The following is a 14,115-nucleotide window of genomic DNA, read 5'->3' as shown; positions in this document are numbered from 1 at the left end:
GAAGCGGTCGTAGCATCCAGTCAATCTACTAGCAACCATAGGAGGTAGACGCGGGCGGTTCCATCTTAACAAGAATGGATTGCTTCTCAGCCTTTGGATATTCTCGGGCTGGTGTTTGGAAGGCGGAAAAACATGGTGCCAGCAGACTACGTCTTTGGCTTCGCTATCGCGGTCGTCGTCGGGGCAAACCTTTATCTTGGTCCGCGTATCGCGAGCGAGCGCGTTGCCATGCAATGGGGTCCGAATGGCGAGCCAACTTGGTACGCCCCAAAATGGCTCACTATGTGGGGGATGATTGCCTTCATGGCAGCCGTCCGGCTCTTCATTTGGCTGGCTGCAACATACGCGCCGCAGCATGTGCACGGTGTTGAATTAGGGATAGTTATGTTCTCGCTGATCGCCGCCGTTTCTCATCTGTTCGTTTTGATGAAAGCGAGAACGGCGCGCTGAACGAGGTTCTGGCAGGGTGAGATGGTCGAATGCTGTGCTTGGTCAAGCCGGATAACAAACGCAACATCCCGACCGGACGGACCTATCTTGGGTTTGCCCTGGCTTGGACGGTCCTGCTTTTCTTGGTCTATCTGATTTGCATTGCTCTATTTGCCGCGGGTCGTTGGGAGATTGGCCTTCTCACCATCCTGCTCACCGTCTGTGGATTTGTTCGACACAGCGTGTGGCTTGGAAAACGTGCGAAGCGGGGCCTCGTTCGCAGGCGCTGAAGTCCGCTGGGGGTCAAAACCGGCAATACTCTGATTGAGCAGAAAAGTTCTGCTTAGACCCCAAAGCCGGCGTCTGCGCCTTTGCGAGTGTGCGCCCGCGTCTGCTCATTCTCAGAAGCTTATGCGCGCAGTTTGAAAGCCTCGGCAGATAGCCAGGGCCTAATTTTTATCTCGGATCGCGCGAAGCATAGTCGTAGCTTTTCGCTCCGGTCGTCGATGCAAGATGCGACTGGCCGATGCAAATTTCGCATAACATTTTGCGGATGGCGCCGCGTTCGGCGCTGTCGTTGAAAGTCCTCGTCAAGCTTTCGATTGCAAGCTTCGGCATTCATTGCAACGACAAGGGATTTCGCATGAAGAAGGTCAAGATCGCGTGGCGGTTGGGCATGCTCACGCTCGGCAGCGTACTCGCGATGATGGTTCTCGTTGGCGTGTCCCTGGTCCAGCTGCGCGATCAGATGGAGGCCGAGAGGACGCGGGCGCTGCGCGGCGCCGTGGACGCGGTCGCATCGCAGATCGCGGCCTATCAGCAGGACGTCCTGTCCGGCCGGATGAGCCGCGACGATGTGATTGGCAGGGTCCGGGAGATCATCGCGAAGTCGCGATATGACGGCAACAACTACTTCTTCGTCTATGACTGGGACGGGCTCAATCTCGCCGATGGCGGCACGCCTGAAAACGTCGGCAAGAACCTGATCGACAAGGGCGACGTCAATGGACATCTATTCCGGCGCGAGATCGTCGATCTCGCGCACACCGCCGGCGCCGGGACCGTGACTTATCATTTCCCCCGCAACGGCCAGCCGCAGCCCCTGCGTAAACAGGCCTTCGTCAGGGCGCTCCCGGAGCTGAAGATGATGGTCATAAGCGGCATGTATGTCGACGATCTCGACGATTCGTTCAGGGGCGCGGCGCTGCGGCTCGGGGGGCTCGCGCTGCTGGTCGTGCTCATCAGCGTGGCGTTTGCGGTGTTGATCGCAGGAACGATCTCCCGGCCATTGCGGCGTCTGGAGGAGCGGCTGCGCAAGATCGTGTCGGGCGAGATCGAGGGCGACATTCCGGGGCTGGACCGGGGGGACGAGATCGGCGCCATGGCCGCGGCGGTCGCCGTCTTGCGTGACCATTCGGCCGATCGATTGGAGCTCCAGGCGTCCCAGGCGAAGCTCAAGATGCAGGCTGAGAGCGAGCTGAAAGGCGTTCTGGCGCGCGCCGCCTCGTCCTTCGAGGAGTCGGTCGTTGGATCCGTGGATGAGGTCGTGGAGGCCGCCGGCCACATCGCCGATGCGATTCAGGAGTTGGAACGGTTCAACGCGGACAACATGCTGTGCAGCCGCACGGCTTCTGAATCCGCAGGCGGCATTGCCGGCAGCGTGCAGGCCATGGCTGCCGGGGTCGAGCAGCTCGATGCCTCCACCCGCAACATCAATGGACGGGCCCAGGAAGCAAGCCAGGTGGCTGACGTTGCCAGCGGCCGCGCGACCCAGGCCGGATTGATGGTGGAGAGCATGGTGCAGGCCGCGACAAAGATCGGAAGCGTCGTGGAATTGATCAGCGATATCGCCGGCCAGACCAATTTGCTGGCGCTCAACGCGACCATCGAGGCGGCGCGCGCGGGCGAAGCGGGCCGCGGCTTTGCAGTGGTGGCGGCGGAGGTCAAGACCCTCGCGACGCAAACGGCGCGCGCGACGGAAGACATCTCCTCCCAGGTGCTCGGCATCCAGTCGGCGACGCAGGCGGCGGCCGGCGAAATCGCTGCGATCGTCGCCGTGATCAGCGATATCAGGGAGCAGAGCGCGACGATCGCCAGAGCGGTCCAGGAACAGAGCGGCGCCACCAGCGACATCAACCGCGCGGCCCGCAGCGCCGCGGAAGGCGCCGAGCATCTCCAGAGGTCGGTCGAGGATGTCTGCTCGAAGGCCGCCACGGGGCAGTCGATCGCGCAGGGCGCGGGCTCGCGCGCGGAGGCGCTGCGAAGCCGGTTCGGCGATTTGAACGAAGCGGCGCTGGGATTCGTCCGGCGGCTCCAGGCTCTGCAGTCGGCGGCGTAGGACTCTCGCCAGCCGCTCATGAGCCAATGATGACATTATGGCGGTGTTGCACGCGTATGCGGGCCCGTGCCTGCTGGCGATTGCAGCCGCCATCATCCTGCCGCGCGGGATCCGGACGCCGGCGGGTCAGAACGCCTGACCGGAAGACGATAGCTGTCGAAATTCTCGCGCGATCTCGTTCGCAGCGGGAATCTGACGCGTGAGCGGCGATGAGACGTCTGTCGTTGGGTGCTTCACGATGGCCCGCCTGTCTTTCACATAGGCGATGGGAACGCCCATCCTTTCCACGCGGCCGATGATCGCGCCATTCAGGTCGCGATCGCAGTTCATGTGCGTCGGGGCGATGAAGAATTCCGATTCGTCCCATTCGGACCGGAAGTCCCAACGCAATTGCGGAAGCGTGACGGTGTGATCGAACGCTGGACGTTCTCCACACACAGCGACCGAATAGATCGTCGGCGATTTGATGTCGCCGGGCGGTGTCGTTTCGCGGACGAAGGTCTCGAGCACGCGGATCGCTTCCGGCATGCTGTTGAACCAGTAGTCAAGGTCATAGCGACGGAATGCGCCCGGAAGGCCTCCGACCATCGCGTTGTAGGATAGATTCTCGTAGGGATGAAGCCTTGCCAGCAGGACCCCTTCCGAGAGGAAAGACGCGCACATCGCTGCAAGGGCCGCCCAGGCCAGTCGTCGGCTTCGCACGGCAATTGCATCGAGGAAATCGCTCAGGCCCACGCCGGCCAGCACGGCCAAGGGAGGAAGCACAAAGAGAAAATGACGCATGCCGCTGAACGCAGGGCCATGAACGAGGGCTTGGCATCCCAGGGGAAGCAGAATCATAGTCGATAGCAATGCAAGTTCGCGCCAGCGGTGCGAGCCTTTCTTGAGGGGAAGCCAAAGAAGCGAAGTCATCCCCAGCGCGGCACCCGCCTGGGTGATCAGCGGCACGCGGATGAAGAGATAGAAGGGAACATAGGCGCGCGGCACCTTGGCCATCTCGTACACGTGCCCGGCAAAGAGCGTGCGGATCGCATACTGAAATTCCGAGAAGGCAAACAGGCCGCGAATGGGATTGAGCGGCGACAGCGCAGCCCATGGCCAGGCCAGGATCATCAGCAGGTAGGCGCCTGCCATGGCGGGGCATGTCTTCAACACGGAGTTAGCCACGAAGGTCAGGCGCGCCCCGCAGCTTTCCGTCCAGGGCAGATAGATCAGGATTGCAATTCCGAGGTAGACGAACACCAGCAATCCGTAGCTACGCAGCCCGAGAGCTGCTCCGGCAAGACAGCCGAAGACCACAAGGTCAACGGCGCGCGGCGCCGGCAGTTGGCGCGCCAGGCGGAGAAGGACGAGCGTCGCTCCGGACATGGCCGCTGCAAATGGAATGTCCTTGGTATGGTTGAACATGGCGCCGTACCAGGCGCCGCAGAGCGCAAGCGCAATCGTCGCAATAAAGCCCGCGCGCGGTCCGGCGATCAATCGCGCGGCGGCGCCACTGAGGGCGATGCCGGCGAGGCCCGTAGCGGCGCAGAGGATGTGCCGCAATTCGTAGATGTCGATGGGGATAACCTGGCCGAGCGCGATTGCCGTGACGTCGAACAGACCTCCATAGAGATACAGGTTATCGAAGCTGAAGAGATCGCGTACCCGCAATCCACTCCGATAGTAGGCAATGATCAATTCACCGTAGTGATGCTGGACGCCCTCGTCATTGGAGATCGCGTAATCCTTCGCCGTGAAGCACACGAGGACAGCCAGAGCCGTGAGAAACGCCAGGGCCAAGAAATCGAAGGTGTTCGAAGGGATGCTGCTGCGCGCAGGGCGCTCGCCAAGCCCCTTCAGTGCGTCATCGACGAAAGCACGGTCGTCCGCTGCTTTTGATCCAACTCTCGACAACACATGATCGGATCTCATGTGCGCCCCGCTCGCCTGCAAGGCGAGCCGCAAGGCCGTTTCCCGGCGGCGGCCTCTTGTTCGCTGCGTGCTGAGTTATCCGTCACGACCGATTCCTAGAGTTTGTGGCCTTTGTCCCGCAGCAACCGGGTCATCTGCGCCTTGATCTCGTCGGTCGCTTCGCGCGAGATTTCATCGCCGATCTGTCGGCCGATCTCCGAGAGCTCGTGCGATTTCCCGGTGTACTTTTGGCCGACCGCGCTGCCATAGAACGCCTCGATCGCGTGCAGTTCATCCGCGGAGAAATTCGCCGCATAGGCCGCCGCAGCACGCTCGATCATCGAATTGCTGTATTTCGACTGGCCGGCTTCCAGGATCGCCGGCACTGCGGCGTCGAAGTCGCGCTCGATCTCGGGACGGTCCTGAGACAAAACCGGTCGAAGGCTGAACAGAATACCCGGAAGCAAAACCTTGTATTGATCGGTCACCCGCAGCGTCGTGACGAGGCGCCGAGCCGCGTCCATTGCGGCGGGTGATGGGTCGTCTGCCCGCGCTAAACCCATTGTGAACAGGATGGCGCAAACAATGATCGTCAGTACCTTGTACATGCCTGTCTCCTCCTCGAATCTACTCACGCGGCACTCGGCTGAGTGCGAGCCACGGGCGCGACCTCCTGTTGGAGTTTAGTGGCCAAGCGCTCATCGCCGCCGGCGTCCACAAAGAGATTCCGGACCCGCTGCGCACGATCCAGAAGCCAGGCGACAGCGGTCATGATGACCATTCCGCCGATGCTGAGCAGAATTTGCTCGACCACCTGGTGCTTCCACTGAACCAGCATCCAATGCACCCCGAACGACAGGAAGACGCCGAGGCAGAACAGCGGCAGCGAATGCTGCCCGCACAACACCAGCGGTCGCAGCCATTTCGACTTCAGTCCTTCCCAATCCGGGTTGAGATAACGCGAGACGATGACTGCCAGCGCAAGGAAGTGCGTGAACCGGAGCATGTCGAGGTCGGTCTTGTCGATCGGATAGATCAGCTTGATCATCCATTTCGGGATCAGCGACTCCAGAAATGCGCTGTGCCAGGTCATCACGATCACCAGCGCAAAAGCGATCCAGCCGATCGCGACTGCGAAGACGATGCGCGACTGAATGAATTTGCTGATTTGAGCGACCGCGCCGCACCCGCACCAGGCGCCGAAAAAGAACATCAATTGCCAGGCGAACGGATTGAAATACCAGGTCGCCCCTTTCGGATAGGACGGCAGGTTCCAGTCGAAATAGCGAGCGAGCAGGTACAGCACGATCGAACCTGCCAAGGTCAGATTCGGGCGTCGCACGAGGCACCACACCACGAACGGCGAAACGAGCACCAGGGAGATGTAAAGCGGCAGGACGTCCAGATCGACAGGCTTGTATTGCAACGTGAGCGCCTTGCCTATCAGCTCGTCGGGATGCGCGAGGAAGTTGGCGACGTTGAACTCATCCTTGTACATGGGATTGTCCCACTTCCTTGCCGCACGGGCGATCTGTGCCGTGAAGGCGAGGAACAGCAGGATGTGAGCAACGTACATTTGCCAGGCGCGCAGCCACAGCCGCTTCAACGCCGGAAGAAACTGGCCCGCGGCCACGATCGGGACGTAAATGAACCCGAGGAGATAACCGGAGATGAATACGAAGAACTCGGCTGCGTCGCTGAAGCCGTAATTGCGCAGCGTGAGCCAGGCCACCACGTCGTCCGGAATGTGGTCGAGAAAGATCATCCAGAGGCCGAGACCGCGCAGAAGATCGAGCCTCAAGTCCCGTTCTACGACGAAAAGATCCGTGCTCTCTTTTGCCATGTCAGCCTGTCCGATTCGTTGAGTGGGCCATCATTAAGAACTTTGCGCGATCAGCTTGGGAATATCCGCCTTGGCGCGTTCGTGCCCCGACATCGCCCATTTGTACCAGGTGAATACCCTTGCTACGCCGTACAGGATCAAGATGCCGCCGGCGCCGACCGCCGCGTGCAGCACAAAACCCGCATCAAGCTCGATGAGCAGGGCGTAGCCTGCGAATGACAGCGCAACGCCGAGCGCAAAAATTTGAAGAGAATACTGTCCGCAAAGGATGAGAGGGCGCGCCCAGGCCGATCGTAGCCCCGTCCAATCGCCCGGCACGAAGCGTAGTGCGACGACGGCCAGCGCCAGGAAATGGGCAAACCTCAGAACGTCGAAATCGGTCTTGTTTATCGGATAGATTAGTCGCGCGACCCAGCCGGGGATCAGGCGCTCCAGGGGCGGAAAATACCACGTCATAGTCACAAAGAAAGCAGCGCAGAGATAGGCGACGGCCAGCCACAACACCGATCGGGAATTGAGGATCGGCGATAGTCGCTTGCCTCCTCCAAGCGCGCACCAGGCGCCGAACACGAACAGCAGCTGCCATCCATACGGATTGAACGACCAGAAGCCGTCTGGATAGGTCGACAAATGCAAGTCGTATCGAAGCATGAGCACATACAGTCCGGCCGACAGGGCGAGCGGCAGATCCCTGTGCAATCTAGCGAGCAGCAGCACCAACGGTAGAACAGCCATCAGAACGACATAGAGCGGCAGGACATCCATGTTCAGCGGGCGGAATCGCAACAGCAGCGCCTGGATCATTTCGGAGCCAGGTTGCTTGAAGAATTCTCCGACCTCCATCTCCTGGATGTAGAACGCCGGCTTCTCGGAAACCGCAGTAGCGAAAGCGATTTCAGCCATCAGAACCAGGAAGAGCAGAAGATGCGCGGTGTAGATTTGCCAGACCCGCCGCAGCACACGTGCTGTCCCGATCACGAAGCCAGCCTCGAAGGTCGCGCGACCGTAGACCAAAGCTGCGGTGAAGCCGGAGATGAAGATGAACACTTCGGCCGCATCGCTGAACCCGTAGTTGCGTATCGTGACCCAGGCCAGGAGGTCGGGTGAAACGTGATCGACATAAATGAGCCAGAGGGCCAGGCCGCGGAAGAAGTCGAGTCGTAATTCTCGCTCGCCTTTGGCGACGGCAAAGCTCGGTGTTGGGAGGGACTGCGACGAAGCCGGCGCAACGCCATGCCGCTTTGATTTGGGGTAACCTCTGGCGAACCAGGCGGCGAGCCAGATCAATCGGCGGTACTGGGGGCGACTCGTCACCCCAATTTCGGCCCGCGCGCCAAGGATACCAAGAATCGGCAAGCGCCTCATTGGTCCCCCTCCCTTTTCCGACGGAAGTCTAACCTCCGCTCCGGAACAAGAACATCGAAGATGCGATGCCTCCATTGAGAAGTCGACACTACCGAATACCTCTCACAACGAACGCTGCGCGTGGGGGCTGGATAATCGGTACGGAGAGACCTCTCCAATACCTTGGTTCTATGGGTTCGTTAGCCGATCGGCATTGGAGCTGACCGAGAAGGGCTGCCAAGCTAACGATCGAGGGATGCACGCGTTTGGCCGTTCATGGCACCCTGCTTCGCTGGGCTCCAAGGTCGGGGAATGTGCCGGCATCCCGCGCCATGCCATTCCTGCATTCCGCCGGTGTTTTGCCCGACGAAGCAAAGTCATTCTCGGCAAAGCAAAATTTTATCCGGATTCTTCCAAGCCAATCGTTGTAGTGGATGGGTTGTTTTCGCTCTTTTGTCTCCGCCACTCACCCCGCCGCGGAACCCGCCTCGCTCTCCGAGGGTTTTAACCTTGTCGCCCCGGCACTTCGCCGGCGCAGCAAACGGGGGAAGACGCCTGCATGCAGTGGAGCCTGCTCCGACCGGTCGGCCTTGTCCCCGCGACGCTTGTCCTCACCAGCATGGCCGCCAGCGCCGAGGGCGGCAAATCGGCAAGTCCCTCCGAATTCCTGCTGGTGACGCAGATCGTGCTGCTGATCGCGGTGGGGCGAGGCCTCGGCGAGATCATGCAGCGGATCGGCCAGCCCTCGGTGATCGGCGAGTTGCTCGCGGGCATTCTGCTCGGGCCATCGCTGTTCGGCTGGATCTGGCCGGACGCGCAAGCCGCGATCTTCCCGAAAATGCCCGAGCAGAAGGCGATGCTCGACGGCATCGCGCAGTTCGGCATTTTGCTGCTGCTCCTGCTCACGGGCATGGAGACCGATCTCAAGCTGGTGAAGAAGGTGGGTAAGGCAGCGATCGCGATCTCGATCGCCGGCATCCTCGTGCCCTTCGCCTGCGGCTTCGCGCTCGGCGAATTCCTGCCCGATGCGCTGCTGCCGAAGCCCGAGCAGCGCCTTGTGGCCTCGCTGTTCATGGGCACGGCGCTGTCGATCTCCTCCGTGAAGATCGTCGCGGTGGTGGTGCGCGAGATGAACTTCATGCGCCGCAATGTCGGACAGATCATTGTCGCGACCGCCGTGATCGACGACACCATCGGCTGGATCATCATTGCCGTCATCTTCAGCCTGGCCTCGCAAGGCACGCTGGATCTCGCCTCGGTGGCGAAAGCGGTGCTGGGCACGCTCGTCTTCCTCGCGGTCAGCTTCACGATCGGCCGTCGCCTGGTGTTCCAGCTCATTCGTTGGGCCAATGACAACCTCGTCAGCGTCGCTGCCGTCATCACCGTGATCCTGCTGCTGATGGGCGTGATGGCACTGATCACGCATGCGATCGGCGTCCACACCGTGCTCGGGGCCTTCGTCGCCGGCATCCTGGTCGGGGAGTCGCCAATCCTGACCCGACAGATCGACGAGCGCCTGCGCGGGTTGATCTCGAGCTTCTTCATGCCGGTGTTTTTTGGTCTCGCCGGCCTCAGCGCCGATCTCTCGGTGCTGCGCGATCCCAATCTCTTGCTGCTCACTGGCCTCCTCGTCGTGATCGCCAGCGTCGGCAAGTTCGGCGGTGCCTTTGTCGGCGGCACTCTGGGCGGGCTGAGCACGCGGGAATCGCTGGCGCTCGCGAGCGGAATGAATGCGCGCGGCTCGACCGAGGTCATCATCGCCACCATCGGCCTTTCCATCGGCGTGCTCAGCCAGAACCTATTCACGATGATCGTCACCATGGCGATCGTGACCACGATGGCGATGCCGCCGATGCTGCGCGCGGCGCTGGCCAAGCTTCCGATGAACAAGGAGGAAAAGGAGCGGTTGGAGCGGGAAGAGTTCGAGAAGCGCGGCTTCGTCGCCAATCTCGAACGTCCGCTGCTTGCCGTGGACGAAAGCGTCAATGCCACCTTTGCCTCGCACATCGTCGGGTTGATCGCCGGCATGCGCGGCCTGCCGATCACTGTGCTGCATATCGGCAAGCGGGCCGGGGAGCAGGAGAGGGGCCGCGACGAGGAGGCGAGCCATGAAGCCGTGGTGAAGAAGGCCGCCGAGACCGTCTCCGCCAATGGTGACGGTGAGGTGGGCAGCATCGATGTCGTCACCCGCGCCAGGCGCGCCGAGCTCGGCGAGACCATCACCGAGGAGGCGCGCAAGGGTTTTGATCTTCTCGTCGTCGGCGTCGACAAGGTCACTGCTGCCAAAGACCGCTTTGATCGCAAGATCGAGGACATCGCAGCAAAATTCGACGGCCCGCTCGCGATCGTCGCGGCCAGGGGCAAGCACCTGAAGCAGCCGATGCCTGATAGCCTCAACATCCTCGTCCCGGTCTCCGGCAGCGGCGTCTCCAAGCGTGGCGCGGAGGTCGCGGTCGCGCTGACGCAGGCCGGATCAGGCTCGCTCCGGGTGATCTATGTCGCGACGACCCGCGACAAGGGCGCGCAGCGCGGTGCTTCGCGTGGTCTCGGCCAGGAGGCGGGTATCCTCAAGGATGCCAGCGATCTCGCCGCCCGCTACGAGGTCGACATCACTACGACGCTGCGCGTCAACCGGGCGCCGGAGGCGGCGATCCTGCGCGAGATCGACACCACTGATGTCGACCTCGTCGTCATGGGCGTCGATCGCATCCAGGCCGATCACCTCTCCTTCGGCGGCGTTGCGGACGCCGTGCTTAGGCAATCGAAGGTCTCGGTGCTGCTGGTTTCCAGCGGCGAGGCGCGGCAGGCGCCGAGCGAGAAGGGGTGAGCGGGTACTGCATCCCGCATCATTGCGAGGAGCTCGCGACAAAATTGCGTAGCAATTTTGCGCTGATGCGACGAAGCAATCCAGACTGCTTCCACGGAAGGATTCTGGATTGCTTCGCTGCGCTCGCAATGACGGGGTGAGTGGGTAGGGACACCTCACGCACGCCCCATGATGTCATTATGCCGGTGTTTTGCCCGACGTTGCAAGCAATTTTCGGCAAAATCGAATATTTCGCGCTTTTTCAACCCCATGTCTACTGTGCATGGGGTTGTTTTTAGGACTTCAGCTCCGTCGCGGCCACCGCCTTCGGTGCCTTCTTCGAGGCGCGCCAGTTCTCGAACCGCTGCACCACCACGAAGAAGGCCGGCACGAACAGCACGGCCAGGCAGGTCGAGGCCAGCATGCCCGAGAACACGGTGATGCCGATCGACTTGCGCGCGCTGGCGCCGGCGCCGGTCGCGATCACCAGCGGCACCACGCCGAGGATGAAGGCGAACGAGGTCATCAGGATCGGGCGGAAGCGGGCGCGCGCCGCCTCGATCGCGGATTCGATGACCGGCTTGCCGTCGCGCCCGTGCAGCTCGAGCCCGACCTCAACGATCAGGATCGCGTTCTTGGCCGACAGCGCGATCAAGAGGATCAGGCCGATCTGGCAATAGAGGTTGTTGTCGATCTTGAGGCCCGAGAGGATCAGCATCGGCCCGAGCAGCGACAGCGGCACGGCGAGGATCACCGAGATCGGCGCGTACCAGCTCTCATACTGGCCGGCGAGCACGAGATAGACCAGCAGCATGGCAAGGCCGAACACCCAGTAGATCTGGTTGGAGACCGCCTTCTCCTGGTAGGACATCGCGGTCCATTCGAAACCGGTACCCGGCGGCAGCGTCTTGTCGCCGATCTCCTCCATCAGCTCCAGCGCCTGGCCCGACGAATAGCCCTGCGCCGGCAGGCCGACGATGGTGGAGGACGGATAGAGATTGTAGAGGCTGATCAGCGAGGGCCCCGTCACGGGCGTGATGGTGGCGACGGTGCCGATCGGGATCATGTCGCCGTTCTGGTTGCGCACCTGCATGTTGGCGATGTCGCGCTCGGTGACGCGGAAGGCCGGATCGGCCTGGGTGTAGACCTGGAACACGCGGCCGAACTTGTTGAACTGGTTGACGAAGGACGAGCCGAGATAGGTCGACAGCGCCGAGAACACGGCATCCGTCGTGACGTGCAGCGTCTGGGTCTTGACGCGGTCGATCTCGACATTGAATTGCGGCACCGCCGAGCGGAACGAGGACGAGACGCGCTGCAGCGCGCTCTGGCTCTGGGCGTTGGAGACCATCGCGCCGGTGATGGCCTGCAGCTTGGCGAAATCGCTGTTGCCGTCACGGAGTTCGACCTGCATCGAGAAGCCGGCCGCATTGCCAATGCCCTGGATCGGCGGCGGCGGCAGCACCAGCGTGCGCGCTTCCATGATGTTGGCGACCTTGTCATTGAGGCCATAGACCAGCGAGCGCAGATCCTCGCCTTTGCCGCGTGCCGACCAGTCCTTCAGGATGATGTAGGCGACGCCCGCATTGGCAAGGCTCGCGCTGTTGTCGAGGGCGGAGATGCCGGCGATGGTGATGACCTGCTGGACGCCGGGCGTGTCCTTGATGAGGTCGGCGGCCTTGTCGAGCACCTTCTGGGTTCGCTCCAGCGAGGCGCCATCGGGCAGCTGCACGGCTGCGATCAAATAGCCCTGGTCCTCGATCGGCAGGAAGCCGGTCGGCACCCGCGACAGGCCGTAGCCGCTGAGCCCGATCACGAGGAGTGCGAACGCGACAGAGATCGTTGCGTGCTTCACCAGAAACGTGATCAGCCGCGTGTAGCCCCGCTCGACCCTGTCATAGACGGCGTTGAAGCCGCGGTAGAAGAAGTTGCGTTGCTCCGGCGGCACCGTCGGCCGCAGCCACAGCGCGCATTGCGTCGGCTTCAAGGTGGCCGCGTTGATGGCGGACAACAGCGCGGTTGCCGCAATCACCAGCGCGAACTGCGAATAGATCCGCCCGGTGAGGCCGGCGAGGAACGAAGCGGGCAGGAACACCGAGATCAGCACCAGGGTGATGCCGACGATCGGCGCGAACAGCTGGTCCATCGCCCTGATCGCGGCGTCGTGCCCGTTCATGCCCTGCTCGATATTGTGGGCGGCGCCTTCCACCACGACGATAGCATCGTCGACGACGATGCCGATCGCGAGCACGATCGCAAACAGCGTCGACATGTTGATGGTGAAGCCGAGAGCCGCCATCGCGGCAAAGGCGCCGATGATGGTGACAGGCACCGTGGTCGCCGGCACCAGCATCGCGCGCCAGTCCTGCAGGAACACGAGGATCACGACCAGCACGAGGAGGCCGGCCTCGATCAGGGTCATGTAGACCTCATGCACCGAGGCATTGACGAATTTGGTGGTGTCGAATGGCGTGTCGTACTTGATGCCTTCCGGAAAGCGCTTGGCGAGCTCGACCATCTTCTTCTCGACGGCCTGTTCGACTTGAAGCGCGTTGGCGCCGGGCGACTGGAACACGCCGATGCCGGTGGCGGGCTGCCCGTTGAGGGAGAAGATCTGGCTGTAGGTCTGCGCGCCGAGCTCGACCCAGCCGACATCGCGCACGCGCGTGACGTCGCCGCTTGTGCCCGTCTTGACGATGATGTTCTCGAACTGGCCGGTGTCGTCGAGCCGGCCGTTGACGTTGAGCGTGTACTGGAACGCCTGTCCCGGCGGCGTCGGCGGCGCGCCGACCTGTCCGGCCGAGACCTGCTGGCTCTGCTGCTGGATCGCCTGGATGACATCCTGCGGCACGAGCCCGCGCGCCTGCAGCTTGTTCGGATCGAGCCAGATCCGCATCGAATACTGGCCGGCGCCGAACACCGTGACGTTGCCGACGCCGGGCAGGCGGGACAGCTCGTCGCGGATGTTGATGGTGGCGTAGTTGCTGAGGTAAAGGCTGTCGAACCGAGAATCCGGCGAGGTCAGCGTCACGAACAGCAGGATCGACGTCGATTTTTTCTGGACGGTAACGCCCTGGTTCTGCACCGACTGCGGCAGCTGCGACAGCGCGCTGGAGACGCGGTTCTGTACCAGCACCTGCGCGAAGTTCAGATCCGTTCCGATCTTGAAGGTCACGGTCAGCGTGTAGGTGCCGTCGGAGCCGCTGTAGGACTGCATGTAGAGCATGTCCTCGACGCCGTTGACCTGCTGCTCGATCGGCAGCGCGACGGTGTCGATCACGGTCTTGGCGCTTGCGCCGGGATAGCGGGTCGTCACCTGCACTGTCGGCGGAACTACATCAGGATATTGCGCGATCGCGAGGTTGAACAGCGCCACGCCGCCGATCAGGATCATCAGGAGCGCGATGACGTTCGAGAGGACCGGCCGCTCGATGAAGAATTTGGAGATCATGGGCCGGCGCT

At 62.0% G+C, this 14,115-nt stretch carries 9 protein-coding genes; 4 read left to right on the top strand and 5 right to left on the bottom strand.

Features of this window, described 5'->3' with window-relative positions; translation table 11 throughout:
- Positions 1-132 precede the first annotated feature (132 nt).
- The 3 genes from XI06_RS16885 to XI06_RS16875 all read left to right on the top strand — a co-directional run bounded on the left by XI06_RS16885 (position 133) and on the right by XI06_RS16875 (position 2,767).
- Positions 133-450 carry a DUF1648 domain-containing protein gene (locus tag XI06_RS16885; RefSeq protein ID WP_271605924.1) on the top strand — a complete coding sequence of 106 codons (318 nt, stop codon included), beginning with the start codon at positions 133-135 and terminating at the stop codon, positions 448-450.
- 29 nt (positions 451-479) lie between these two features.
- On the top strand, positions 480-719 hold the full coding sequence (locus tag XI06_RS16880) for a hypothetical protein (protein ID WP_271605923.1): 240 nt from the start codon (positions 480-482) through the stop codon (positions 717-719).
- 236 nt (positions 720-955) lie between these two features.
- The gene (locus XI06_RS16875; RefSeq protein WP_271605922.1) at positions 956-2,767 is read left to right on the top strand and encodes a methyl-accepting chemotaxis protein; all 1,812 of its coding nucleotides are present in this window, start codon (positions 956-958) and stop codon (positions 2,765-2,767) included.
- Positions 2,768-2,893: 126 nt separating this feature from the next.
- Here the strand turns inward: XI06_RS16875 and XI06_RS16870 are convergent, their stop codons facing one another.
- The 4 genes from XI06_RS16870 to XI06_RS16855 form a co-directional block, all read right to left on the bottom strand.
- The gene (locus XI06_RS16870) at positions 2,894-4,714 is read right to left on the bottom strand and encodes an ArnT family glycosyltransferase (protein WP_271605921.1); all 1,821 of its coding nucleotides are present in this window, start codon (positions 4,712-4,714) and stop codon (positions 2,894-2,896) included.
- Positions 4,715-4,776: 62 nt separating this feature from the next.
- Positions 4,777-5,268 carry a DUF2059 domain-containing protein gene (locus XI06_RS16865; RefSeq protein ID WP_237871449.1) on the bottom strand — a complete coding sequence of 164 codons (492 nt, stop codon included), beginning with the start codon at positions 5,266-5,268 and terminating at the stop codon, positions 4,777-4,779.
- A gap of 23 nt (positions 5,269-5,291) precedes the next feature.
- On the bottom strand, positions 5,292-6,503 hold the full coding sequence (locus XI06_RS16860; RefSeq protein WP_237865803.1) for an OpgC domain-containing protein: 1,212 nt from the start codon (positions 6,501-6,503) through the stop codon (positions 5,292-5,294).
- 33 nt (positions 6,504-6,536) lie between these two features.
- On the bottom strand, positions 6,537-7,868 hold the full coding sequence (locus tag XI06_RS16855) for an OpgC domain-containing protein (protein WP_271605920.1): 1,332 nt from the start codon (positions 7,866-7,868) through the stop codon (positions 6,537-6,539).
- A gap of 538 nt (positions 7,869-8,406) precedes the next feature.
- On the opposite strand from XI06_RS16855, the gene XI06_RS16850 reads away from it, so the two are divergent.
- Entirely contained in the window at positions 8,407-10,674 is a 2,268-nt protein-coding gene (locus tag XI06_RS16850) for a cation:proton antiporter domain-containing protein (protein WP_271605919.1), read from the top strand.
- 274 nt (positions 10,675-10,948) lie between these two features.
- Here XI06_RS16850 and XI06_RS16845 read toward each other — a convergent pair whose 3' ends face one another.
- Positions 10,949-14,104, bottom strand: coding sequence for an efflux RND transporter permease subunit (locus XI06_RS16845; RefSeq protein ID WP_271605918.1), 3,156 nt, complete (start codon positions 14,102-14,104; stop codon positions 10,949-10,951).
- Between the last annotated feature and the right edge of the window lie 11 nt (positions 14,105-14,115).

The organism is Bradyrhizobium sp. CCBAU 11434 (assembly GCF_028128895.1).
Lineage (GTDB): Bacteria > Pseudomonadota > Alphaproteobacteria > Rhizobiales > Xanthobacteraceae > Bradyrhizobium > Bradyrhizobium zhengyangense.
The sequence above is the reverse complement of the archived record's forward strand: the minus strand, read 5'-3'. Positions and strand labels throughout refer to the sequence as shown.

Coding starts and splice junctions, on each gene's coding strand:
- XI06_RS16885 (WP_271605924.1), top strand. CDS start 133: ATGGTGCCAGCAGACTACGTCTTTGGCTTCGCTATCGCGGTCGTCGTC.
- XI06_RS16880 (WP_271605923.1), top strand. CDS start 480: ATGCTGTGCTTGGTCAAGCCGGATAACAAACGCAACATCCCGACCGGA.
- XI06_RS16875 (WP_271605922.1), top strand. CDS start 956: ATGCAAATTTCGCATAACATTTTGCGGATGGCGCCGCGTTCGGCGCTG.
- XI06_RS16865 (WP_237871449.1), bottom strand. CDS start 5,268: ATGTACAAGGTACTGACGATCATTGTTTGCGCCATCCTGTTCACAATG.
- XI06_RS16860 (WP_237865803.1), bottom strand. CDS start 6,503: ATGGCAAAAGAGAGCACGGATCTTTTCGTCGTAGAACGGGACTTGAGG.
- XI06_RS16855 (WP_271605920.1), bottom strand. CDS start 7,868: ATGAGGCGCTTGCCGATTCTTGGTATCCTTGGCGCGCGGGCCGAAATT.
- XI06_RS16850 (WP_271605919.1), top strand. CDS start 8,407: ATGCAGTGGAGCCTGCTCCGACCGGTCGGCCTTGTCCCCGCGACGCTT.
- XI06_RS16845 (WP_271605918.1), bottom strand. CDS start 14,104: ATGATCTCCAAATTCTTCATCGAGCGGCCGGTCCTCTCGAACGTCATC.